The 24275-nt window shown below is 68.4% G+C and carries 20 protein-coding genes (1 of these 20 cut by a window edge); 6 read left to right on the top strand and 14 right to left on the bottom strand.

Annotated features, from left to right (window positions below; all coding sequences use genetic code 11):
• Positions 1–79 precede the first annotated feature (79 nt).
• Together BSY239_RS18180 and BSY239_RS18175 are read left to right on the top strand one after the other, a co-directional pair.
• On the top strand, positions 80–580 hold the full coding sequence (locus BSY239_RS18180; protein WP_069048035.1) for a GAF domain-containing protein: 501 nt from the start codon (positions 80–82) through the stop codon (positions 578–580).
• A complete protein-coding gene (locus BSY239_RS18175) occupies positions 577–990 on the top strand; it encodes a hypothetical protein (RefSeq protein WP_069048034.1) in 414 nt (137 codons plus the stop codon). The genes BSY239_RS18180 and BSY239_RS18175 overlap by 4 nt, the downstream gene beginning before the upstream one ends.
• Before the next feature lie 9 nt (positions 991–999).
• Here BSY239_RS18175 and priA read toward each other — a convergent pair whose 3' ends face one another.
• The 4 genes from priA to BSY239_RS18155 all read right to left on the bottom strand — a co-directional run bounded on the left by priA (position 1000) and on the right by BSY239_RS18155 (position 7643).
• Complete coding sequence (gene priA / locus BSY239_RS18170; protein ID WP_069048033.1) at positions 1000–3108, bottom strand: replication restart helicase PriA; 2109 nt, start codon at positions 3106–3108, stop codon at positions 1000–1002.
• Between the two features lie 469 nt (positions 3109–3577).
• Positions 3578–4678, bottom strand: coding sequence for a uroporphyrinogen decarboxylase (gene hemE / locus BSY239_RS18165; RefSeq protein WP_069048032.1), 1101 nt, complete (start codon positions 4676–4678; stop codon positions 3578–3580).
• An 85-nt stretch (positions 4679–4763) separates the two neighbouring features.
• Complete coding sequence (locus BSY239_RS18160; RefSeq protein WP_172823125.1) at positions 4764–5384, bottom strand: thioredoxin family protein; 621 nt, start codon at positions 5382–5384, stop codon at positions 4764–4766.
• A 45-nt stretch (positions 5385–5429) separates the two neighbouring features.
• Positions 5430–7643 carry a protein-disulfide reductase DsbD family protein gene (locus BSY239_RS18155; RefSeq protein ID WP_069048030.1) on the bottom strand — a complete coding sequence of 738 codons (2214 nt, stop codon included), beginning with the start codon at positions 7641–7643 and terminating at the stop codon, positions 5430–5432.
• 198 nt (positions 7644–7841) lie between these two features.
• Here BSY239_RS18155 and BSY239_RS18150 point away from each other — a divergent pair, with 198 nt between their 5' ends.
• Complete coding sequence (locus tag BSY239_RS18150) at positions 7842–9080, top strand: SAM-dependent methyltransferase (RefSeq protein ID WP_069048029.1); 1239 nt, start codon at positions 7842–7844, stop codon at positions 9078–9080.
• On the top strand, positions 9077–9919 hold the full coding sequence (locus tag BSY239_RS18145; RefSeq protein WP_069048028.1) for a creatininase family protein: 843 nt from the start codon (positions 9077–9079) through the stop codon (positions 9917–9919). Before BSY239_RS18150 ends, BSY239_RS18145 begins: the two co-directional genes overlap by 4 nt.
• Before the next feature lie 9 nt (positions 9920–9928).
• On the opposite strand, the gene BSY239_RS18140 is transcribed toward BSY239_RS18145, so the two are convergent.
• Entirely contained in the window at positions 9929–10612 is a 684-nt protein-coding gene (locus BSY239_RS18140; RefSeq protein ID WP_069049079.1) for a histidine phosphatase family protein, read from the bottom strand.
• A gap of 192 nt (positions 10613–10804) precedes the next feature.
• Between BSY239_RS18140 and BSY239_RS18135 the strand changes: the two genes are divergently transcribed.
• Positions 10805–13147, top strand: a complete 2343-nt coding sequence (locus BSY239_RS18135; RefSeq protein WP_069048027.1) for a hybrid sensor histidine kinase/response regulator — start codon at positions 10805–10807, stop codon at positions 13145–13147.
• Here BSY239_RS18135 and BSY239_RS18130 read toward each other — a convergent pair.
• Genes BSY239_RS18130 through BSY239_RS18100 form a run of 7 tightly spaced genes read right to left on the bottom strand, consistent with a single transcriptional unit; the run spans position 13133 to position 19126 of the window.
• Complete coding sequence (locus tag BSY239_RS18130) at positions 13133–14110, bottom strand: threonine dehydratase (protein WP_069048026.1); 978 nt, start codon at positions 14108–14110, stop codon at positions 13133–13135. The genes BSY239_RS18135 and BSY239_RS18130 overlap by 15 nt on opposite strands.
• The gene (locus BSY239_RS18125; RefSeq protein WP_069048025.1) at positions 14107–14802 is read right to left on the bottom strand and encodes a VOC family protein; all 696 of its coding nucleotides are present in this window, start codon (positions 14800–14802) and stop codon (positions 14107–14109) included. The genes BSY239_RS18130 and BSY239_RS18125 overlap by 4 nt, the downstream gene beginning before the upstream one ends.
• Complete coding sequence (locus tag BSY239_RS18120; protein WP_069048024.1) at positions 14799–15638, bottom strand: PhzF family phenazine biosynthesis protein; 840 nt, start codon at positions 15636–15638, stop codon at positions 14799–14801. The genes BSY239_RS18125 and BSY239_RS18120 overlap by 4 nt, the downstream gene beginning before the upstream one ends.
• A 13-nt stretch (positions 15639–15651) precedes the next feature.
• On the bottom strand, positions 15652–16266 hold the full coding sequence (locus BSY239_RS18115) for a glutathione S-transferase family protein (RefSeq protein WP_069048023.1): 615 nt from the start codon (positions 16264–16266) through the stop codon (positions 15652–15654).
• A 2-nt stretch (positions 16267–16268) separates the two neighbouring features.
• Positions 16269–17558: an aminotransferase-like domain-containing protein gene (locus BSY239_RS18110; RefSeq protein WP_069048022.1), complete on the bottom strand. Its 1290-nt coding sequence runs from the start codon at positions 17556–17558 to the stop codon at positions 16269–16271.
• Positions 17559–17570: 12 nt separating this feature from the next.
• On the bottom strand, positions 17571–18515 hold the full coding sequence (locus tag BSY239_RS18105) for a DMT family transporter (RefSeq protein ID WP_069048021.1): 945 nt from the start codon (positions 18513–18515) through the stop codon (positions 17571–17573).
• Positions 18512–19126: a LysE family translocator gene (locus BSY239_RS18100; RefSeq protein ID WP_069048020.1), complete on the bottom strand. Its 615-nt coding sequence runs from the start codon at positions 19124–19126 to the stop codon at positions 18512–18514. The genes BSY239_RS18105 and BSY239_RS18100 overlap by 4 nt, the downstream gene beginning before the upstream one ends.
• 142 nt (positions 19127–19268) lie before the next feature.
• Between BSY239_RS18100 and BSY239_RS18095 the strand changes: the two genes are divergently transcribed.
• A complete protein-coding gene (locus BSY239_RS18095; protein ID WP_069048019.1) occupies positions 19269–20693 on the top strand; it encodes an aminotransferase-like domain-containing protein in 1425 nt (474 codons plus the stop codon).
• Here the strand turns inward: BSY239_RS18095 and BSY239_RS18090 are convergent.
• Together BSY239_RS18090 and BSY239_RS18085 are read right to left on the bottom strand one after the other, a co-directional pair.
• Positions 20687–22915, bottom strand: coding sequence for a PAS domain-containing hybrid sensor histidine kinase/response regulator (locus tag BSY239_RS18090; RefSeq protein ID WP_069048018.1), 2229 nt, complete (start codon positions 22913–22915; stop codon positions 20687–20689). The genes BSY239_RS18095 and BSY239_RS18090 overlap by 7 nt on opposite strands.
• Positions 22916–22965: 50 nt before the next feature.
• Positions 22966–24275, bottom strand: the 3' portion of a protein-coding gene (locus BSY239_RS18085; protein ID WP_069048017.1) for an ATP-binding cassette domain-containing protein. The gene runs 589 nt beyond the window's last position; the window shows 1310 of its 1899 coding nt (coding positions 590–1899); its start codon lies off the right edge, out of view — the gene reads right to left on this strand; the stop codon is at positions 22966–22968.

The following is a 24275-nucleotide window of genomic DNA, read 5'->3' as shown; positions in this document are numbered from 1 at the left end:
CAGAAGGGTCGATACGAACAACAACAGAGGGTCTGTTGTTCGGCTGAAGTCTCATCCGGCCACGCGCCCGGAGAACCTCATGATCCTGGCCCCCTTGCCCCACAACGAGAAGCAGCGCCTTCAGGCCCTGCGGGATCTGCTGATCCTGGACACGCCGCCCGAGGAGCGCTTTGACCGCATCTCGGCGTTTGCCGCGAAGGAATTCGACGTGCCCATGGCCCTGGTCTCGCTCGTGGATCGCGACCGGCAGTGGTTCAAGTCGAGTTTCGGCATGGACATGTGCGAGACCTCGCGAGACATCTCGTTCTGTGGACATGCGATCACCATGTCCGAGACGCTGGTGGTGCACGACGCCCTGAAAGACCCGCGTTTTGAAGACAACCCGATGGTGATCGGCGAGCCCTATGTGCGGTTCTACGCGGGCGCGTTGCTGCGTCTGCCCTATGGCCAGATCGTGGGCACCTTCTGCATCATGGACCGGCGTCCGCGGCCGTTCGACAAGCTCGATGTGGCCATTCTGGGTGGGCTGCGCGACCTGGTGGTGGAGGAAATGTTCCGCCGCGAGGAGGCCCTGACGTGAGCGCGCCTGTCGATGCAACCCGCATCCATGTGTTGCTGATCGAGTCAGACGGACTGGTGCGCAGCACGGTGGCTTCCGTGTGTCGGGAGCTGGATATCGTCCGCATGCATCAGGCGACCAACCTGGCGATGGGTGAACAATGGTTGCAGACCAGCAAGGCCGACGGCTTGATGCTGTCCCTCGCCGACCCCGACGCTGCGCTGGGCCTCCTGGGCCGATTGCGTGGCGGCGACTTCCGTTGCGAAGCCAGTATCCCTGTCGCGGTGATGGCGCCCTCCTGCGATGCCGCCATGCTCAAGCGGCTGAAGGAGCTGGACGTCCGCCGGTTCCTGCTGCAACCCTTCAAACTGCGCGACGTGATCCAGACGGTCGAGCAGCTCTGGCCCGCCGTGGAAAAGATCGCCGCCTGACGCCGGGGCTCAGATCACCAGCGGGTCCACATCCACCGCAAAACGGACCAGGCCGCGCGCCTCGGGCAGGCTGCGGCTGGCCAGCAGCACGGGCTGCCACGCCGACAGAAAACGCTGCAGCGCGCCGCGCGAGGCGGCTTCCACCAGCAGCTGGGCGCGCTCCACATTGGCCACGCGCTGGATGGTCAGCGGCACCGCCGGGTACAGCGTCACGTCCTCAAAGTGCGGCAAGCCCACGGCGGCCTGTGCCGCTGCGTTCAGGTAAGCCTGCGCCGCCTGCTGGGTGCGGGCGTCGGCGCGCAGCAGGGCCTGGTGACCATAGGGCGGCATGCCGGCGCTCAGCCGTTCGGCCAACTGGGTGAGTGCAAACGCGGGGAAGTCGTGCTGCTTGAGCGAGGCAAACAGCGGGTGCTGCGGGTACCAGGTCTGCACCCACATCTCGCTGGCCGCACTCTGCGCCGCGTCCCGCCCGGCGCGGCCTGCGGCCTGCATGAGCAGGGCAAACAGGCGTTCGGGCGCGCGGTAGTCGCTGGCAAACAGACCCGAGTCGGCGTTGATGCTGGCCACCAGCGTGATGCGGCGGAAGTCGTGTCCCTTGGCGATCATCTGCGTGCCCACCAGCACATCGACCTCGCCGCTGTGCATGGTGGCGAGCTGCACCTCCAGGCTGCCCTTGAGGCGGGTGGAGTCGGCGTCCATGCGCGCCACGCGCGCCGGAGCGCCGTCGGGGCGCTTCACGTCCGCCAGCAGCGCCGAGAGTTGCTCCTCGACCTGCTCGGTGCCGCGGCCCACGGGCGCGATGTCGAGGTTGCCGCAATCGGGGCAGGCGCGCGGCACGCGTTCGGTGAAGCCGCAGTGGTGGCAGCGCAGCGTGCGGTCGAGCTTGTGGAACACGCGGTAGGCGCTGCAGTGCGGGCAGGCGCTCTTCCAGCCGCAGTCGTGGCAGGCCAGCACCGGGGCGTAACCCCGCCGGTTCAGCAGCACCAGGCATTGTTCGCCACGCCCGATGCGCTCGGCCATCGCGGCGATCAGGGGCGGTGCCAGCACGGCGCCCTTGGGCTGGTGGTTCATGTCCACCAGCCGCAGGCGCGGCAGCGCACCGCCGCCGATGCGCGCGGGCATGGCCAGCCTCAGATAGCGGCCCTGGTCGGCCGCGTGCCAGCTCTCCAGCGAAGGCGTGGCCGAACCCAGCACCACCTGGCAGCGTCCGTCTGCACCCAAGGCCTCGGTCTCCACCTTGCCCCGGTACACCGCCAGATCCCGCGCCGAGTACCGCGCCCCTTCCTGGCTCTTGTAGCTCGGGTCGTGTTCTTCATCCACCACGATCAGCCGCAGGCCCGGCAGGCTGGCCAGCACCGCCATGCGCGTGCCCAGCACGATGCGCGCCTGGCCGGTGTGCGCTGCGAGCCAGCTGGAGAGGCGCTGCGCCGGCGTCATGCCGCTGTGCAGGCACACCACTGCGCCCGCGCCGCACAGGGGCTCGAAGCGTTCGCGAAAGCGCGCCTCCAGCTGCGGCGTGAGGTTGATCTCCGGCACCATCACCAGCACCTGCGCGTCGGCGTGCGCCGCCAACGCACGCTGCGTGGCCTGCAGATACACCTCGGTCTTGCCGCTGCCGGTGGCGCCGAACAGCAGCACCGGCGCCTGGGCGCTTGCCAACGCGGCCAGCGCCTGGCGTTGTTCGTCGCTGAGCTCGTGGCCATCGGCGGCCGCACCCAGTGGGTCCGGCGCTTCTGACCGGGTCGCTGCGCGCCGTTTGAGCCGGCGCGCCAGCTGCACATTGCTCAGATCGCGAAGTTGCGGCGGCAGCGCTGCCAGGGCCACCTCGCCCAGGCTGCGCTGGTAGTAGCGGGCGGCGAACTGCACCAGTTGACGCCAGCGATCGTTGAGCGGCGGCAGGCCGTCGAGCACACCGGCCACGTCTTTCGTCTGCGCTGGCGCGAGGCCTTCGGGCGGTGCGGCCGGGCAGTCCCACACAACACCGAGCACCTCGCGCGCGCCCAGCGGCACCCGCACCAGCGTGCCGGGCGCGAGCGACAGCTCACTTCGGTAGGTCAGGGTGGCACCCACCCCGCTGTGGGCGGGGGTGGCCACCACGACGCTGGGCCAGAAAGCCATGCTTAGCGGTTCTTCCTCAGTTGAACTGTCGGAATGCGGTGTAAGTCGTTGATTTGGCTCAGCATCGGGACATATCCAGATTTTCTGTGGATAACTTTGTTGATAGCTTCATTTTCTGGTGCCACAGCCCTTGAGAATCAAGGGTTTGCTTAAACTGCCTTCAAAAAAAGCAGCTTGCAAAAACGATATGAATCAACAACTTACGCAGTAAATGCCGGGAGCACTTTGCTGTTGTTGGGCTTCACGCCCTATGGCGCACCGCAGCACAAAATTTGTGCATAAGTGGAGCTTGTCAAGCGCGTTTTTCGGCAATTTTTGTGTTAATGGCCCGTTGCAACCCAGGATATGACGGATTCATGACGCCTTTCGGCCTACCAGAAAACCCCTGGGTTCCTCGCCGTATCCCGCGGCTGGATGGCGGGTGAAGCTTCCAAAAGGGGAGCAACGCGGGAGTGGAGGAGCGCGTTTTTCAGGCTGCGCGCAAGCGCTTCGAATGCGAATGCACAGCGTTCACCAGCGCCGACACGTGCTCGGGCGGCGTGTACTGGCTGATGCCGTGACCGAGGTTGAAGATGTGGGTGGCACCCGTGCCCGGGCCCTGGTGGGGCGGGCCAAAACTCTCCAGCACCCGCGCCACCTCGGCGTCGATCTGCCCGGGCTGTGCAAACAGCACGTTGGGGTCGATGTTGCCCTGCAGCGCCTTGCCGTTGGGGCCTTCGCCCACTTGAGCACGGGCCTTGGCCAGGTTCACGGTCCAGTCCAGGCCGAGCGCGTGGCAGTCCAGCGCCTTCATGTCGTCGAGCCACAGGCCGCCACCTTTGGTGAAGACGATGCGCGGGATCACCACACCCTCGTGTTCGCGCTTGAGTTGGGCCAGCACACGCTTGGTGTAGGTGAGGCTGAAGTCCTGGAAGTTGCCATCCGCCAGCACGCCGCCCCAGCTGTCGAACACCATCACGGCTTGCGCGCCGGCGTCGATCTGCGCGTTCAGGTAGGCCGCCACCGCGTCGGCGTTGATGGCCAGGATGCGGTGCATCAGGTCCGGGCGGCTGTACATGAGCGTCTTGACCGCGCGGTAGTCGTCCGAACCGCCGCCTTCGACCATGTAGCAGGCCAGTGTCCAGGGGCTGCCCGAGAAACCAATCAGCGGCACACGGCCGTTCAAGGCCTTGCGGATGGAGGTGACGGCGTCGAACACGTAGCGCAGCTTGTTCATGTCGGGCACGGCCAGCGCGTCCACGTCGGCTTCGGTGCGCACGGTCTTCGCAAATTTGGGGCCTTCACCCAGCGCGAACGACAGGCCCAGGCCCATGGCGTCGGGCACGGTGAGGATGTCGCTGAACAGGATGGCCGCGTCCAGCGCGTAACGTTCCAGCGGCTGCAGGGTCACCTCGGTGGCGTAGTCCACGTTGGTCGCCAGCCCCATGAAGCTGCCGGCCTTGGCGCGCGTGGCGCAGTACTCGGGCAGATACCGACCCGCCTGGCGCATGAGCCACACGGGCGTGTGGTCGGTGGACTGGCGCAGGCAGGCGCGAATGAAGGTGTCGTTCTGCAGGGGGGCAAAGGGCATGGGGCGTCCGGCGGGTTGGCTGCGATGCAGACCATTATCCGGGCTCAGACAACCACCGCTGAACGAAGGGGACAGCACTCCGTGTTCAGGCGCTGCTGTACTTGACCGAGCAACCGTAGGCGCGGCTTGTGGCCACGCTCACCGGCTTGCCGGCCTGGATCTCCGCCATGGCCTGGCGCACGTAGTTGGTGGCCTTGGGGATGTCGTCCACGCGGGCCGAGGCGATGCTGTCGATGCCACCGGCGTACACCAGCACGCCCTGCGCGTTGACGATGTACATGTGCGGCGTGACGCGTGCCGCAAAGGCCTGGCCGACCTTGCCGTCCTCATCCATCAGCGTGGCCGTGGGGCTGGCTTTCTGCTCGGTCATCCAGCGGCCGAGCTGGGCGGGCGTCATGTAGTCGCCGCTGTCGTCGCGCGTGGAGTTGATGGCCAGCCAGACGCCGCCCTGGGCCGTCACCTCTTTCTGCAGGGCCTGCATGTTGCCCTGGTAGTGCTTCTTCACGAACGGGCAGCCGGGGTTGTTCCACTCCAGCACCACCGGCTTGCCTTTGAACTGCGACAGCTTCACCGGCTGGCCGGCGGTGTCCATCAGGGTGAAGTCGGGTGCGGCCTGGCCCACGCCGGCCGCCCGCGCGGTGGCGGGCAACAGCAGGCCGGCAAACGGAGACAGGGCGGTCAGGGCGATGATGGGGCGGCGTTGCATGGTGATGACTCCTGATGACGGGACGATGAGGGCGAATGCACAGGCTCAGAGCCGGGACAGCGCCGCGCGAACCTCCTCCACACTCAACACTTCGGACAGCACCTGGGTGGCTTGCCCATTCTTGTAAATCGCATACACCGGCACGCCGTTGCGCCCCAGCGTGGCCAGCGCGGCGGTCACGGCCGGGTCGCGGCGCGTCCAGTCGGCGCGCAGCAAGGCCACGTTCTTGCCGGCGATGTCGCCGAGCACGGCCGCATCGGCCAGCGTCGTGCGCTTGTTGTACTGGCAGGTCACGCACCAGGCGGCGGTGAAGTCGACAAACACCGGGCGGCCCTCGGCCACGAGGGTGGCTTGAACGTCGGGGCTCCAGGCTTGCCAGCTCACGCCGGCCTGCGAGGTCGCCACCGCCTGACCGGGTGTGGCGTCTTGCAGGCGCGTCACATTGGGACCAACCGTCCAGCCCATCCAGACCAAACCGGCCAGCGACAGTCCCGCCAGCGCCGCGCGGCTTTTGCCGCGCAGACCGAGCGACCAGACCAGCAGCGCCAGCACCACCAGCAGCATCAGCAAACCGGCCGCGCCGTCGATGCCGCTTTGCTGGCCGAGTACCCAGAGCAACCAGACCACGGTGGCGAACATCGGGAAGGCCATGCCGCGGCGGAACGTGTCCATCCAGGGGCCCGGGCGGGGCAGGGCGCGCGCCACGGCCGGAATCCAGCTGGCGGCCAGGTACGGCAGCGCCATGCCCAGGCCCAGCACCGCGAAGACGGCGAGCGCCTGCTCGGCCGGCAGGCCGATGGCCAGGCCCAGCGAGGCGCCCATGAACGGCGCGGTGCAGGGCGAGGCGATGGCCGTGGCCAGCACGCCGGTGAGGAAGGCGTCCACCGTGGGGTTTTTGGCCTGCAGGCTGGCCAGGCGGCTGGGCAGCACGTTGCCGAACTCGAACAGGCCAGCCAGGTTCAGACCGATCAGCGTGAAGAGCACGGCCAGCCCCGCGACCACGGCCGGGCTCTGCAGCTGGAAGCCCCAGCCCAGCTGTTCGCCCGCGGCACGCAGGCCCAGCAACAAGGCGCCCAGCGCCACGAACGAAAGCACCACGCCGGCGCTGTAGGCCAGGCCGTTGGCGCGGTGGGCCGCCCGGTCGTTGGCGTGCTTGGCAAACGCCATGACCTTGATGGCAAGCACCGGGAACACGCAGGGCATGAGGTTGAGGATCAGGCCGCCAAGCAGCGCGCCCAGCATGGCGGCACCCAGCGTGAGTGAACTGGCGCTGCCCACCGGCGCGGCGGCGCGCGCGGCGTTGGCGTCCAGCGCGGCCTGCAAGGCGTCGGGAACGGCGGCGGGCAGCGGTGCCACCGCCGGCCAGGCGCCCTGCACCGGGACATCCAGCCGCGCTCCGGCCGAACCGGGCCCCTGGCCGGGTGGGTTGGCCTCGGCCACCACGAGCACGAGCTGCGTGGGGCTTTCACTGCGGTGGGGCGAGAGCGGCACGCGCGCGGTCCAGCGCGCGCCGTCCCAGGCCTGGGTCCAGGGCGAGCCGGGTTCGATCAGGCCGGTGGTCTCGGGGTAGAACTCCAGTGCCTTGCCGCGCCAGGCAGCGGGCAGGTTCGCCAGCGACACGTTGAGAAAACCGTCTTCGGGCTGCAACTGGCTGCCGGCGGCCGGCTGGTCCCTGGGCGCTGCGTCAAAGCTGGCTGCGAACGCCGCACCAGAGCTGCCGGTCGAGCCGTTGACCGGGATGTTCAGCGTGAAGTTGCCTTCTTCGGGGATGCATTCCTTGCGGCAGACCAGCCAGGCGGCGTAGAGCTGCACGTTCAGGACGTCGCCCTTGAAATCGGGGCCCACGGTGAGCGGCACCGGCAGCACCACGGTGCCGTCATAGCCGTAGTTGGCCAGGTTGCCGATGGGGAACTTGCGCGGTGTGGGCCAGGCGATCTCGCCCGCCGTCACGCCGGGCGGCAGGGTCCAGCGCAGTTCGGTGGGCAGGCCGGAATCACCGGCGTTTTTCCAGTAGGTGTGCCATTCCGGCGCATGGGTGAGCTGCAGCCCGACCCAGATCTTCTGACCCGGTCCGGCGCCGTCGGGCGCGTGCGCCACGATCTCGGCCCGCGCCTGGTCGCTCTGCACCACGGTGGCGCTGGCCGCCGGGCCGCCGAGCAAACCTTGCGCGGCCGCGCCCAGGGGCAGGGCCGCGGCGAGCAGCCAGGCGCCGAGCAGGCGCAAGGGGGCAGAAGTGCGGGGGGAGGCGGTGGACGGCATCGGGCGTGGGAGTGGGACGGCGAACGGTGTGAGCCGCAGGACCGGCCCAAGTTCCTCGGGCCGGTCCTGCGGCTTTTGAATATAAGTCAGTGCTGTTTTTCTGTCTTGTGGTGCCCAACGGGTCCGTGTCCCTTCACAGCCCGGGATCAATTGTGTACAACCCGATCGGGAACAGGCCGGGCCTGCATGGAGGTGTGCATGGGATCGATCGTGGAACGCGCGCTGCTGCCCTGGGCGCATCGCATGAAGACGCGGGTGAACCTGCCGGTTCGCCTGAGCTGGGGCGAGCGCGGGGCCTCATCGCTGGCGCTGGGCGACTTCGAGCAACCGCAGGTGGAGATCCGCGTGCGCGACGCTTCGGCCCTGCCGCTGCTCATCGACCCGGGGCTGGACACGCTGGGCCAGGCCTATGTGGAAGGGCTGATCGACGTGGAAGGCTCGGTCCCCGACATCCTGGCCGTGGCCCACGGGCTGGCCGCGAACGCACAGCCCGAGGGCGGTCTGCTCGGGCGCCTGCGCCGGCGCTTCGGCCACACGCGCGAGAGCGACAGCGAAGCCATCCAGTACCACTACGACGTGTCCAACGACTTCTACGCCCAATGGCTGGGCGAGGGCATGGTGTATTCGTGCGGCTACTTCGAGCGCGGCGACGAAACGCTGGACGAGGCGCAGGTCAAGAAAATCGATCACATCCTGAACAAGATCCGCCTGCAGCCGGGGCAGCGCCTGCTCGACATCGGCTGCGGCTGGGGCGCGCTGGTGCTGCGTGCGGCCGAGCGGTTTGGCGCGCAGTGCGTGGGGGTAACGCTGTCGCAGAACCAGTTCGACCTGGCGCGCGAGCGGGTGCGTGCCGCCGGCTTGCAGGACCGCGTCGAGATCCGTTTGCAGGACTACCGCGACGTGAGCGACGGGCTGTTCGACCGCATCACCAGCGTGGGCATGTTCGAGCACGTGGGGCTGGACCACCTCGTGCCCTACTTCACCCGCATTCGCGCTCTGCTCAAGCCCGATGGCTGGGCCATGAACCACGGCATCACCAGCACCGACGCGTATGACGGCGAAACGCGCCACGGCGGCGGGCATTTCATCGACCGTTATGTGTTTCCGCAAGGCGAGGTGCCGCACATCAGCACGGTCTTGCGCACCTTGCAGGAAGGCGGGCTGGAGGCGTTCGATGTGGAGAACCTGCGCCGCCATTACATGCGCACCACACAGCTCTGGAGCGATGCCTTCGAGGCGAACACCCCGCGGATCAAGCCGCTGGTGGACGAAAAGCGCTGGCGCATCTGGCGCATCTACCTGGCTGGCTGCGCCTGGGCCTTCGAGCACGACGAGGTGGCGATCTACCAGGTGCTGTGCCGCGCGGCCGGCCAGCCGGCGGGTGGCTTGCCCTGGTCGCGCCGCTGGATGTATGCCGACCGTAAGATCGGTGCATGACAAGCCCCCACCGTTTCTGGTCCGACCTCAGCACCGCCGACTTCGCTTCGCTCGACCTGGCCCGCGCCATCGCCGTGCTGCCCGTGGCCGCGATCGAACAGCACGGCCCGCACCTGCCGCTGTCGGTGGACACCGACATCGCCAACGGTGTGATCCACGCGAGCCTGCCCCACATCGCACCCGATCTGCCCGCGCTCTTTCTGCCCACGCAGGCTGCTGGCTACTCGCCCGAACACACCCGCTTTGCCGGCACGCTCACCCTCAAGGCCGAGACCGTACTGCGCCTGTGGACCGAGATCGGTGAATGCGTGGCGGCCAGTGGCGTGAAGAAGCTGGTGCTGTTCAACGCGCACGGCGGGCAGGTCGGTTTGCTGGACGTGGTGGCACGCGACCTGCGTGCGCGCCTGGGGCTGCTGGTCTACAGCGTGAACTGGTTCCATTTGCCGCTGCTGGACACCGAGGGCCGCGATCTGAACGCGATGTTCAGCGCCGAGGAGCACCGCTTCGGCATTCACGGTGGCGAGATCGAAACCTCGCTGATGCTGGCGATTGCCCCCGAGCGGGTGCGCATGGAGCACGCGGCGAATTTCGCGTCGAAGTCGCAAGACCGTGCCGGTCGGTTCGGCATCCTGGGCAACGGGAAGAGCGCCAAGCTCGGCTGGCAGATGCAGGACTACAACGCCTGCGGCGCGGTGGGCAACGCCGCAGCGGCCACGGCCGAGAAGGGCCATGCGGTGCTGTCTGCGGCGGGCCGCGCGCTGGCGCGTTTGTTGGGCGAGATCGATCAGCTGCCCGAAGACACGCTGACCGATGCGACGGCGTTCAGCCCGAAGGGCTGAAACACCGGGTCAGGCATAGGTGATCCAGGGCTTGTAGTCCTGGTGATCCAGGTGCGGCAGCGTGTTGTAGGTCAGCAGCGTGTGCCGCTTGGGGTTGAACTGGAACTCGGTGACCGCGCTGTTGCGGATGCGCAGGTTCAGCTCAATCGTGGCTTCGGGGCTCAGGCCCAGCACATGGCCCACGGCGGTGGAGATCGGGCCACCGCTGGAGACCAGCAACACGTTCTGCCCCTGGTGGGTGGCGCGCACATGATCCAGCGCGCTCGTGACGCCGTGCACGAAGTCGGTGTAGCTCGGCATGCCTTGCGGGCTCACGGTGCCGGCCATCCACTGGGTCAGGCCGTCGCGCAACAGGCGAAAGTGGTGGCGGTAGAGCTCGGGCGCTTCGGCGGCCGAACGCGGCCTTTCCAGCGGGTGCGGGTGGATCGCGCGGATCACGGCCTCGCTGTCGTACTCGTTGAGGCCGGGCCAGGCCAGCGGCGCGTGGGTCAGCTTTGCGCCTTCGGCGATGCCGGCCCAGGTCTGGGCGTGGCGCTTGAGCGTGCCGGTGATGACGGCGTCGAACACCACGCCGCGCTCGGCCCAGTGTTCACCGAGCCGGCGGCTCTGGCGTTGGCCGAGCTCGCTGAGCTGGTCGTAGTCGTCGGCACCAAACGAGGCCTGGCCGTGGCGCACAAGGTAGAGCGTTCCCATGAGCGGCATTCTGGGTCAGTGGCCCGGGCGCACTTTGTCCCGGCAGCGACTGGGTGCACCTGGCGCAGTCGCGCAGGCGTCTGTGGCTCGGCGCGGTGATCCGAACACCGGGGTTTTTCGGGTGCTGATCGGTCGGCTGCGGCAAAAGCCCTGTGCTTCAATCTTTGGGTATGTTGGCCCTTTGCACCACCCATGTTGTTTGACCTGCCCACCCTGCTGTCCTTGCGGGTGGGCATCGACGTCTTGATCGCCCTGGCCTTCTGGGCGCAGATGCGACGGTACCCCGCCATCGGTGGCCCGGGCTGGTGGTCGGTATCGGCGCTGCTGAGCATCGTGGGCTCGGTCATGCTGCTCTTGCGCGGCAGCTGGCCCGACGCGTTGACCTTTCCCCTGGTCAACACCGCGCTGATGGTCAGCGCGCTGTGCGCGTGGATGGGCTTTCGCAGCTACGTCGGCATGCCCCGGCCCTTGCTGCCCATCCTGACCGCCAGCCTGGCGTTCTTCTGCACCACGCTGTATTTCCTCGTCGAGTGGGATGTGTTGGCGGTGCGCCAGGCTGTCTTCACGGCCTCGGTGATGGCGATCACCGTGTTGTGCCTTGTCGACATCCAGCGTGCCGATCCGCAAGGCCGTGTGCCGGAGATGCAGGCGCTCAAGTGGCTCACGGCAGTCGAGTTCCTCGGCGTGCTGGGCTTTGCCGTGGCGCTGAAGGTCGGACCCTGGTCGCAGGCCGATGTGACGCCGGTGTTCATCTTCTTCTTCCTGCTCACCAAGCTCTTGCGCGTGGTGCTCTACGGCGCGCTGGTGTCGTACCGCCTGCGCATCGACGGGGACAAGGCGCGCCAGGGGCTGCTGCAGCGCGAAGCCGATTCGCGCGCCCTGATCGACAACCTCAGCGCGGGCGTGGTCGTGTTCCGGCCGGACCACACCTTGTCGAGCATCAATGCCGCCGCCCGGCGTTTCCTGGGTTGGAGCGAGGGCGGCGCCAACCGCGCCTTGCCCGAGCCGTCGCCACAAGGCTGGCGCCTGCTGCGCGATGATGGCCAGCCCATGCGCCGCCACGAGGTTCCGTTCGAACGTGTGCTGGCCACCGGCCAGCCGGTGCGCAGCGTGGTGATCGGCATGCCGCAGGCCGAGGGCACAGGCGTGAACTGGGCCTTGTGCAACGCCTACCCCGAGAACAACCCGCTGGGCGGTTTGCGCCACGTGGTGCTGACCTTCATCGACATCACCTCGCTCAAAACCGCGCAGGCCCAGCAGAAACACCTGCAGGCGCAGCTCGCGCAGTCGCAGAAGATGGAAGCGCTGGGCACGCTCGCCGGCGGTGTGGCGCACGACTTCAACAACATCCTCGCTGCCATCCTGGGCAATGCCGACCTGGCGCGCCAGGACCTGCTGGAGAACGCCACCGCGCGCGAGAGCCTGCACGAGATCAGCACCGCGGCGCGCCGCGGTCGCGAGCTGGTGCGCCAGATCCTGGCCTTCAGCCGCCAGCAGCCCATGGCGCGTACGCGGGTGAATGTGTGCACCGTGCTCGCGGAGTCGTGCACCCTGCTGCGCGCCGCGCTGCCGCCCGAGGTGGAGTTGGTGCAGTGTTGCGCGCCCGAGGACCTGGCCATCGAAGCCGACGCGACCCAGATCGGGCAGGTGATGGTCAACCTGTGCACCAACGCCATCCATGCGCTGGAAGGTCGACCCGGGCGCATCGATTGCCAGATCGACACCTTGCCCAACTCGTCACCGGTGTTGCCCCCCGAGTTCGCCCAGACCTGTGCCCGGCTCGGGGTGGGCGTGGCCCGCCTGCGCGTGAGCGACAACGGACGCGGCATGGACGCCACCGTGCGCAACCGCATCTTTGAGCCCTTCTTCACCACCAAGGCGGTGGGCCAGGGCACCGGCCTGGGCCTGCCGGTGGTGCTGGGCGTGGTGCAGGTGCATGGCGGGGCGATCGAGGTCGACTCCGAGCCTGGCCGCGGCACCACCTTCACGCTGTATTTCCCGGTGGCACCCGCCCTGCCCGACATACCCGCCGAGATGGGCGGGGTATCCATTTCACCCATCGTCTGTGAACCCGGCACAATGAACTCCACCCCGTCACAGCCCCCAGCCGACAACCGCTCACCCCACCCCAGTGCCATGGCAGACGATTCCTCCGCGGTTCCCCACCACATCCTGTACCTGGACGACGACGACACGCTGGTGTTTCTGGTGCGCCGACTGCTGGAGCGCCGGGGCTACCGGGTCACGGCCTTCACCTCGCAGACGCAGGCACTCGACGCGGTGCGCGCCGATCCCGACGGTTTCCAGCTGTTGCTGACCGACTTCAACATGCCCGGCATGTCGGGCCTGGAAGTGGCCAAGGCGGTGCTGGCGATCAACCCCCTGCTGCCGGTGGCGGTGGCGTCGGGCTACATCACCGACGAACTGCAGGCCGAGGCCAAGGCCGCCGGTGTGCGCGAAGTGGTGTTCAAGACCGACGCGGTGGAAGCCTTCTGCGAAGTGGTGGCGCGCCTGGTTCGCTCAGAACCGGCTTGAACGTTCCAGGACACCTGCCAGCGTCGCGCTGTCCACATTGCCACCGCACAGGGTGGTGCCCACCACCTGCCCCTTGAGCGAAGCCCGCTCCTGCCACGCCGCCGCAAAACTCGCGGCGCCCGCGCCTTCGGCCACGTTGTGCGTGTCGGCAAACAGCATGCGCATGGCCTCGGCCACTTCGGTGTCGCTCACCTGCACCAGGTGATCGAGGTGGGGTGCCAGCACCTCGAGTGCGGCCGGATCGGCCACGCGGCAGGCCATGCCGTCGGCCAGCACCGTGCTCACCGGTGAGGCCACCACAGAGCCTGCAGCCAGCGAGTCGGCGTAGGTCGTGGCGTGCGCGCTGATCACACCGACGATGCGCACTGTGTGGCCCAGTGCGAGCTTGGCGGCAATCGCCGAACACGCGCCCGAGCCCTGGCCCACCGGCACATAGACCACGTCCATCTGCGGCACGGCGCGAAACAACTCCCACCAGGCGGTGCTCACGCCGCGCAGCAGGTCGGTGTGAAAGCTCGGCACCATGTGGGCGCCGCGATCGACCGCCAATGCGATCGCGTGTTCGCGGCTTTCCTGGAAGTCCTCGCCGTGCTCGATCAGGGTCGCACCGAGGGCGCGCATGGCGGCGTTTTTCTCCACCGAGTTGCCATGCGGCACCACGATGCTGCAGGCCACACCGTGCTGGCGAGCCGCCCACGCGATGCTCTGCCCGTGGTTGCCCCGCGTGGCGCTCATCACCTCGCGCGGCAGCTCGCCGCGTTGCCGGAGCTGGTCGAAGTAGGTGAGGCCGCCGCGGATCTTGAACGCGCCCACCGGTGTGTGGTTCTCGTGTTTCACCCAGCAGTCGGTGCCCAGGCGCGCGCTCAACGTGGCCCAGCGGTATTGCGGTGTGGCCTGGAACGATTGGTAGACCACATCGGCGGCGGCTTCGATGTCGGCGAGCGTGGGCAGGTGGGTGGTCATGGGGGCGAGAGCAGGGTGAGGCGGCCACGGGCCGGGGTGTCGAGTTCGACCGAGAGACTGGAAGGGCCCTCAAAGCCGTTCGTCACGCCCATGGCGTCCAGGCCGAGCACCTGCAGCGCCGCGCGAAGACCGGCCGCACCGGCGTGCCGCAGGCGCAGCTGGCGCAGCGTGATTCCGCTGGCCGGCATGTGTTGCGTGGGGTGCGCCGAGCCCCACTGGATGAGCGTGGGCAGCACCCCGTTGTAGAGCCGCTGGCCGTCGTCGCGCACGCTGATGCGCCATTGCAGCAGGCCGTTGGGGGTTTCGCGCGAGGCGCTGACCACCGGGCCGCGCTGGATGCCGATGGCTTGCAAGGCGAGCAGCGCGGCGTCGATGTCGGGCACGCTGGCCACCCAGTGCACCAGCTGCGGTCCGTCTTGGGCCAGCCGCGCCTGCAGCGCCGCATCGTCCAGATCGAACCAGCGCTTGAACCCCGCGCCGCGCGTGGGCGTGGCCGTCGGGTCGATGGCGATGATTTCCAGGTACGGGGGCTTGTCGCTGCCGTCGGCGAGCTTGAGCAGGCGGTTGTGGGTGCCGAACAAGGGGTGTTCACCGCCCGGGCCAGGCGTGACGCCGAGCGTGGCTTCGCACCAGGCCACACCTTCGTCCAGCGTGCGCGCGGCCACGACGAGGTGGTCGATGCGCGGCGTCACAGCACCACCTGACCGCTGATGCAGGTGACCGAGGCACCGCCGACCCAGATGGTGCCGTCCGCGTCACGCTCGATGTGCACGCGCCCGGCGCGGCCCATGGCCGTGCCTTGCGCCGCCACGTACCGGTCGGGTGCGAGGCCCGCGCCGATGAGCCATTGCGCCACGGCAGCATTCAGGCTGCCGGTCACCGGGTCTTCGCTCAGCGTCTCATGCGTGTGGAAGAAAGCGCGCACTTCAAACGCGGTGTCCGCGCCGGCGGGCTTCGGCGCGACCACGCCGATGTCCAGCCCCGCGAGGACCGTGGCGTTGGGCTTCAGGGCCAGCAGCTGCGTGGCGCTGCGCAGCATCACGCCGCGCCAGGGTGGGCCGTTCTCGCACCAGGCGTGGGCCAGGATGTCTTCGCGCGGGATGCCCAGGCCACGCGCGATCAGTGCAAGGTCGGCCTCATCGAGCGGGCCGCTGCGGCGCAGGGGCGGTGCTGCGAAGGCAAGCCTGGCGTCATCGCGTTTGATGCGCACCAGACCCACGCCGCATTCCTGCACGACGTGTTCGCCGCGCGGCTGTCCGCCGGCCTGCAACCACGCGTGGCAGGTGCCCAGCGTGGGGTGGCCGGCAAACGGCAGCTCGCGCCCGGGGCAGAAGATGCGCACGCGGTAGTCGGCATCGGCGTTCGCGGGCGGCAGCACGAAGGTGCATTCCGAGAGGTTGGTCCAGTCGGTGAAGCGCTGCATGGCTTCGGTGCTGAGGCCCGTGCCGTCGAGCACCACGGCCAACGGGTTGCCGAGGTAGGGCGTGTCGGTGAACACGTCGACTTGTTGAAATGCGCGTGGGGTCATGGCGGGTTCCAGTTCAGGACAAAGGCAGGTCGAGCACACCCCGGCTCGCGGGCACGGCCAGCCAGCCGGCGTACCAGCGCTCCAGATGCGGCCACGATGGGCGCGACTGCGGCAGGCCCCACCAGCGGTGCACCTCGCAGGCGATGGGAATGTCGGCCATGGTGGGCTCGTCGCCGCCCATGAAGGCCTGGTGTGACAGGTGCTCGTCGAGCATCGCAAACAGCGGTTCCGTGGCCGCGACCGATTGCGCGATCACGCCGGCGTCGCGCTGTTCGGGTGCCACGCGTATCCACTGCTTGAAGCCCGGGCTGCCCGCCGGGTTGAGGGTGGTCTGCTGCCAGTCCATCCAGCGTTCGGCGTCGAAGCGTTGCTGCAGATGGGGCGGGTACAACCTGCCCTCGCGGGCGCAGAGGTACCTGACGATGGCGTTGGATTCCCACAGCGAGAAGTCACCATCGCGCAGCAGCGGCACCAGGCCGTTGGGATTCTTCGCGCGGTAGTCGGGCGTGTCCACCACACCGAATGCCAGGCCCGCGTCGGTGCGCGGCAGATCGATGCCGAGCACCTGCGCACACAGCACCACCTTGCGCACGTTGATGGAACTCAGGCGGCCCCACAGGTGCAGCACGCTCAGGCTCCTTGCTGGTCGCGGATGGCGCGCGCCAGGCCCGCGATGCCCACGCCCATCTGTTCGACCGTGGCCGTCACGAAGCTCAGGCGCAGGGTGCGTGGGTCGGCGTGGTCGGCGTAGAAGGCGCTGCCGGGCACGAAGGCCACGCCATGCTCCACCGCCTTGGGCAGGAGTTCGGTGGCGTTCATGCCCTCGGGCAGCCGCACCCAGAGGAACATGCCGCCGTCGGGCTCGTTCCACTGCACGTCCAGACCCGCCATCTCGTTGTCCAGCGCGGCGAGCATGGCCAGGCACTGGCGCTTGTAGAGCGCGCGGATGGTGGGCACGTGCCGGTCCAGAAATCCGTCCTTGAGCACCTCGGCCACCACGCGCTGGTTGAAGCTGGGGCTGTGCAGGTCGGCGGCCTGTTTGGCTTGCAGCAGCTTGGGGTAGATGCTGGCGGGCGCCACCATGAAGCCCAGGCGCAGGCCGGGCGCGAGGATCTTGGAGAACGAACCCAGGTAGATGCAGCCCTCGGGGTTGAGTGCGGTCAGTGGCGCGGGCGGCGGCTGGTCGAACCACAGGTCGCCATAGGGATTGTCTTCCACCAGCGGCAAGCCCACGCGCGAGGCCGCGGCCACCAGCGCCTGGCGCCGCGCCAGATCCATGCTGCGACCGGTCGGGTTCTGAAAATTGGGCAACACATACAGAAAACGCGGCGCGGCCTGCGGGCTGCTGGCCGGGTCGAGATCGAGCGTGAGCAGGCGCCGCCGCTCCATGCTCTCGGGCTGGTCGTCGCCCGCGCCGAGCTGCTGCAGCAAGGCGTCCACGTCCACGCCCCCGGCGTCACTCGCCACGCCCTCGATCTGCGGCTCCATGGGCGCGAACGCCTGCAGCGCACCGAGGTAGGTGGGTGTTTCCACCAGCACGCGGCTGCCGCTGTCGATCAACACCTTGGCCACCAGGTCCAGGCCCTGCTGGCTGCCGGTGGTGATGAGCACCTGCGCCGGGTCCACCGCCCAGGGCAGGCTGGCCGCGACCCACTCGCGCAGCGGGCCGTAGCCCTCGCTGGCGGCGTACTGCAAGGCACTGCGGCCGTCCTCAAGCAGTACGCGGTCGCAGGCCTCGCGCATGGCCTCGATGGGGAAGGTGTCGGGCGAGGGCAGGCCGCCGGCAAGGCTGATGATGCCCGGGCGCTCGGTGAGCTTGAGCAGCTCGCGGATCACCGACGGGTTCATGCGCTCGGCGCGGCGCGCCAGGGTCCAGGGCGTGGCGGTGGACCGGGTGGTGGGCAGGTCGTTGGGCTTCATGGCGTTCTCCGTTCAAATCCGTTGGGCGGGTGCGGTGGCGTGTACCGGCATTTTCTTTCCGATGAAAACGGTGGCGATCACGGCTGCGGCAAAGCCCAGTGTGACCGCGTCCAGCCGCTCGCCGAGCAGCGGCACAGCGAACAGCATGCCGAGGAAAGGCTGCACCAGTTGCACCTGGCTCACCCGCACCGTGCCACCCAGGGCGAGGCCCCGGTACCACGCAAAAAAGCCCAGCCACATGGAAAACACGGCTGTGTAGGCAAAGCCCCACCAGGCCGAAGCGGGCAGCGCGGCCTGCGGGCTGGTGAACGCCGCCAGCGGCAGGGTGAGTGGCAGCGCCATCACCAGTGCCCAGCAGATCACGTGTTCGGCACGCATGTGTTGCGACAGGCGCGCGCCATACCCGTAGCCCACCGCAGCGCACAGCATGGCCGCGAGCAGCAGCGCGTCGGCCGGGTGGATGTTCAGGCCCGCGCTGCCCGAGCGCAGCACCGCAAAACCCACCACCAGCGCGCTGCCCAGCGCCGCGCACAGCCAGAAACCGGTGGACGGGCGCTGGCGGTGCAGCAGCGCGCCCACCGCCGCGGTGGCCAGTGGCAACACGCCCACGATCACGCTGGCGTGAACCGCTTCCACGTAGCGCATGGCCACCGAGGTGAACAGCGGGAAGCCGAACACCACGCCGCCCGCGGTGATGGCCAGCGGCAGCAGGTCGGCGCGACGGGGCAGCGGTGCGCGTGTGGCGATCAGGAACCCGATGGACAGCAGGGCCGCCACCACAGCCCGGCCGAGGGCCACGAACACACCCGACATCTGCGGCGCGTCCACCGTGCCCACGGCCAGCCGGGTCATGGGCAGGGTGAGCGCAAAGATCGTCACGCCGAGAAGACCCAGCAACAGGCCTTTGTTGGCGGGCTGCTCAAGCCAGCGAGGGGTGGCAAGGGCTTGTGTGTTCATACCGTGAGCATCCAGAGGGCCGTGGCCACCAGCACGGCGGCCAGCAAACGGTTGAACCAGACCAGGCGCCTGCCCTGGGTGAGCCACTCGCGCAGCAGCGAGCCGGCCACCGCGTAGGTGAAGTTGCTGACGAAGGCGAACACCACCATCACCGCGCAGATGATGGCCAGCCGCTCTCCAGGATTGGCGGCGGGTTGTCCACTGGCGTTGACGACCCAGCCTGCGGTGAGCGTTAGCGCCAGCATCCAGGCCTTGATGTTGAGGAACTGCAGGCCCACGCCTTGCAGGAACGTGACGTTGAGGCGGGACGCGTCGACGTCGGACAGCCGGGCGGCGCCAGCCAGCTTCCACGCCAGCCACAGCATGTAGACCACGCCGAGCAGTTTCACGCCCCAGCGCAGCGCGGGCACGCTCAGCACCAGCGCGCCCAACCCGAGGCCGCAGGCCAGCATGAGCAGCGTCCAGCCGGTGGGCACGGCGAAGCAGAAGCGCAGCGCGCGCCGCAGGCCCAGGTTGGCCGCGAGTGCGGTGGACAGCGTGGTGTTCGGCCCCGGCGAAAAGCTCATCGCGGTGCAGAACAGCAGCAGGGCGGTCAACTCGGGGGCGCTCATGGGCAGTGGGACGGGGGTTGTCGGTGCGGGAGGTTCAATGTAATCTTGGTCCCAATACACCACCAATACAGTCGGCCAGCGCAGTTGTGAAACTGTACTGGTCGTGCCAACAGTACAGAACGCTTGCCAGGATGCCGCCACCATGCTGATGAAGACCGCCACACAGTCCCTGACCGAACAGCTCGCTGTGCGTTTTGCCGACCGCATCCGCAGCCGCCTGCTGGCGCCGGGTGCGCGGCTGCCTTCGGTGCGCCAGTGCGCCGAGCAGCACGGCGTGAGCACGGCCACCGTGGTGGCGGCCTACGACCAGTTGCTGGCCCAGGGCCTGGTGCACGCGCGCAAGAACCGCGGGTTTTTCGTGCGCGAGATGCCCACCGCGCGGGGCGAGGGAGCCGCCGCCGAGGCCAAGGCGGCCGCGCGCGTTGGCGCATCGCCCATCAACGCCACCGCGCTGATCCGCGGCATGTTCCACAAGGTCAGCAACAAGCCACACCCGGGCATGGGCGTGTTCCCGCCCGACTGGCTGGAATCCACCTTCATGCCGGCGGCGGTGCGCAAGGTCACGAGCACGCGCGCCTTGCAGGACTTTTCGCTCCAGTATGGCGAGCCGCTGGGCGACAGCGGCCTGCGCCGCGTGCTGGCGCAAAAACTGGGCACGTTGAGCATCCACACCGAACCCGACCACATCATCACCACCGTGGGCGCCACGCACGCGCTGGACATCGTGAGCCGCACGCTGCTGCGCGCGGGTGACCCGGTGATGGTGGAGGAGCCCGGCTGGGCGGTGGAGTTTGCGCGCCTGGCTGCGCTGGGCATGCGCATCCTGCCGGTGCCTCGGCGTGCCGACGGGCCCGACCTGGACGTGATGGCGAAGTACTGCGAGGTGCACAAACCCAAGCTCTACGTGAGCGTGAGCGTGTTCCACAACCCCACGGGTTATTGCCTCTCGCCCGGCGGCGCGCACCGGCTGCTGCAGCTGGCCAACCAGCACAACTTCCACATCGTCGAGGACGACACCTACAGCCACATCGCGCCCGAACACGCCACGCGCCTGAGCGCGCTCGACGGCTTGCAGCGAACGATCTACGTGAGCGGTTTTGCCAAGATCCTCGCGCCCAACTGGCGCATCGGTTATCTGGCCGCGCCGCCCGCGCTGGTGGAGCCGCTGCTGGACACCAAGCTGCTGAGCACGCTGACCACGCCCGCACTGCTGGAGAAGGCGCTGGCGCTGTGCATCGAACAAGGCCAGCTGCGCCGCCACGCCGAGCGCATCCGCACGCGGCTGGACGCGGCGCGCGCGCGCAGCGTCAAGCTGGCGCTGGCGGCGGGCTGCACGTTTGCCGCCGAGCCGGTGGGCCTCTTTGGCTGGGTGGACACGGGGGTGGACACCGACGCGCTGGCACAACGCATGCTGGACGAGGGCTACCTGATCGCACCGGGTGCCTTGTTCCACGCAGCCCGTGCGCCGAGCACGCTGATGCGCATCAACTTCACCACCACGCAGGACGCCGCGTTCTGGCGCGTGTTCGGCCGGCTCACCCGGGGCGACCGGGCCGCTGCTCAGTAGGTGGTGGCGGGTGGGTCGGTGCTGCCGAAGAGGTCGGCGCCCTCGGCGTTGAGGATGCGCGCGAGGATGCGGTCGATCTTGCGCGCCTCGGCCCGCATCAGCGGCAAGGCCCGGCCAAACAGGCTCCAGTCGCCCGCGCTTGCCGCGAGCTCCAGGCCCTTGGCCAGGCGGGCGCCGCGCTCGGCCGTCATGCTGCCCAGCGAGCCCTTGAGGCCGTGCGCGTGCGCCACCGCGGCGGCGGCATCGCGGGCCACCAGTGCGCGCTCCATGTCCTCCAGCCGAGATACCAGGTCGCTGCGCATGGCCATGGCCAGTTGCTGCAAGGTCTCTTCGTCACCATCCAGGCGCCGACGCAGCTTTTCCACGTCCAGGGCCTGTGGCGACGCGGCGGGTTGGCTGGGTGCCGGGATGGCGGGGTGGGTGGTCGGCACGCCGGCGAGCAGGTCCGGTGTGTGCCCGGCGGGCAGCCCGTGGGCCAGCATCTCCAGCACCCGGTCCATTTCGCGCATCAGGGCCTGCGGGCTCACCGGCTTGGGCGTGTAACCGTCCATGCCCGCGGCGAGGCAGTTTTCGCGATCGCCCGGCATGGCGTTGGCGGTGACGGCCACGATCGGTGTGCGCAGGAGTCGGCGCCGTGCCTCCGCCTCGCGGATCATCTGGGTGGCCTGCAGACCGCTCATGCCGGGCATCTGCACGTCCATGAGCACCAGGTCGATGCCGCCTTGCTCCCACTGCGCCACAGCCTGTGCGCCGCCGCGCGCCACGCGCACGATGCAGCCCAGGCGCAGCAGCAGCTGGCGCAACATCATCTCGTTGACCGGGTGGTCTTCGGCGAGCAGCACCACCATGCCGGCGTAGCGCGGGCCGGCGTCGGCGATCTCCAGCAGCTCCATCGGCGCGCTCAGGGGCCCGCTGTTGTCCATGGGGGCTTCCTGCAGCGGCAGCGTCAGCGTGAAGGTGCTGCCCTGGCCGAGCTCGCTCTGCAGGTCGATGCGGCCGCCCATGAGGCCGGCCAGCCGTGCGCAGATGGCCAGGCCCAGACCGCTGCCACCATGGCGGCGCGCGGTGGACGCATCGGCCTGCGTGAAGGCTTCAAATATCGTGGCTTGTTGCTTGCGGCCGATGCCCACGCCGCTGTCCTGTACCTTGAGTTGCAGTTGACGCGACCCCTGACCAGCGGTCTTGGGGCTGGACACCGTCACGTCGATGCGTCCGTTGCGCGGCGTGAACTTGATGGCGTTGGACAGCAGATTGCCCACCACCTGTCCCAGCCGTCCCGGGTCACCCATGACCCATTGCGGCAGGTCGGGATGCAGCACGAGCTGGAAGCTCAGCGGTTTGGCCCGGGCCTGCTCCGCGTGGGGGCCCGACGCGTCTTGCAGTGCGCGGTGCAGGTCGAAGCGCGTGTGTTCGATATCCAGCTTGCCCGCTTCGATGCGCGACAAGTCGAGGATGTCGTTGAGCAGGGCGAGCAGCGAATGCGCCGAGCTGTCCATGAGCGAGAGCCAGCTCGCCTGCTCGGCGTTCAGCGGCGAGTCCATGAGCATGCGGGTGAGCCCCATCAGCGCATTGAGCGGTGTGCGCACTTCGTGGCTGATGTTGGCCAGGAACTCGCTCTTGGCCCGGCTCGCCTGCTCGGCCAGTTCACGGGCGCGCGCGCCGTCTTGTTCGATGCGTTTGCGCTCTCCGATGTCGGCCAGCGTGCCCATGAGGCGCAGCGGTTTGCCCTTGGGATCGTGTTCGGCCACCATGCCGTGCGTCTCGACCCACATCCAGCCAGTGGCGGTGCGCACCCGGTGCTGCACCACAGCGCGCTGTTCGCGGCCTTCCAGCAGGGCCTTCATGGCGCTTTGAAGCCGCGGCGCGTCGTCGGGGTGCAGGCGCGCCTTCAGGTCGTCAATGGCCCAGTAGGCGTCCCGGCCGATGTCACCCACCAGTTCGCCCCAGCGCGCCGTGAGGAACATCTGGTGGGCGGGCAGCTGCCAGTCCCACAAGGCCAGGCCGGCGGCGTCCACCGCCATCTGCAGCCGGTCGCGGGTTTCGTCCAGCGCTTCTTCGGCCAGCAGGCGGCTGTTGGCCTCGCGGTGCACCGAACTGCGCAGCCTGTCCAGTTCCCGGTTCTGCTGTTCCACCTCGGACAACAACTGCGAGGTGCGCGCCTTCTCCTGCGCAAGCTCGTTGAGCGCTCGCTGCAAATCCAGAGCCAGGCGGTCAGGTGTCATGGGCCATAGTGTGGGGTGTTGCGCAACTTCGGCTCAGGCTGACCGGCGTATCAGCTTCCGCCAAGCACCTCCCAGCGCTCCATTGCACGAAGCCATTCAGCCTCGATATCGGCATGGCGTGCGCCAAGTTGAGCGGCCCGGGCCGGATCGGTGTTGAAAAGTTGACCGCCGCCCAGTTCTTTGTCCACGCTGGCCTGTTCGGCCTCGAGTTCGGCAATGCGCGCCGGCAGGCCGTCGAATTCCCGCTGTTCCTTGTAGCTGAGCTTCTTCTTGTTCGTGGCGGGGGCTGTGGCCGGCGCTGGCGCGGCAGGCGCTTTGACGACAGGCACGGCATTTTGCGCATCGCGCTCGCGTTGCAAGGCTTCAGAACGGGCCGACTGTGTCATCCAGTCCTGCACATCGCCCACGTACTCGCGCCAGCGGCCTTCGCCCTCGAACACCAGGGTGCTCGTGACCACGTTGTCCAGGAAGCGCCGGTCGTGACTCACCAGAAACACCGTGCCTTCGTACTGCTGGAGCAGGTCTTCGAGCAGCTCCAGCGTGTCGATGTCCAGATCGTTGGTCGGCTCGTCCAGCACCAGCACGTTGGCCGGACGCGCAAACAGGCGCGCCAGCAGCAGACGGTTGCGCTCGCCACCCGAGAGCGTGCGCACCGGCGCGTTGGCGCGCGCTGGCGAAAACAGGAAATCGCTCAGGTAGCTCTTCACGTGTGTGCGCTTGTTGCCGATCTCGATCCACTCGCTGCCCGGGCTGATGAAGTCTTCCAGCGTGGCGTCCAGATCCAGCTGGTCGCGCATCTGGTCGAAATACGCCACGCTGATCTTGCTGCCCTGGCGCACCGAGCCGCCCGTGGGCACGAGTTCGCCCAGGATGATCTTGAGCAGCGTGGTCTTGCCCGCGCCGTTCGGGCCGATCAGGCCAATCTTGTCGCCGCGCAGGATGGTTGCCGAGAAATCGCGAACCACCGTGCGCTGCCCACCGTCCGTGGTGGGGAATGACTGCGTCACCTTCTCAAGCTCTGCCACGATCTTGCCGCTGGCGCTGCCGCTGGCCACTTCCAGCTTCACGCTGCCCAGCGCGTCGCGGCGCTGCGCACGTTGCTCGCGCAAACGCTCCAGCCGCGTGATGCGCCCTTGCGCACGCGTGCGCCGTGCCTCCACCCCCTTGCGAATCCACACCTCCTCCTGGGCCAGCAGCTTGTCGGCGCGTGCGCTGATCACCGCCTCTTGTGCCATCTGCTCTTCCTTGAGGAGCTGGTATTGCGCAAAGTTGCCCGGGTAGCTCAGCAGCCGCCCGCGGTCCAGTTCCACCATGCGCGTGGCCACGCGGTCCAGAAAGGCCCGGTCGTGGCTGATCGTCA

This window comes from Hydrogenophaga sp. RAC07, from assembly GCF_001713375.1.
In the GTDB taxonomy this organism is placed as follows: Bacteria; Pseudomonadota; Gammaproteobacteria; order Burkholderiales; family Burkholderiaceae_C; genus Hydrogenophaga.
Note: the sequence above shows the minus strand (reverse complement) of the source record. Positions and strands in the feature narration are given on the sequence as shown.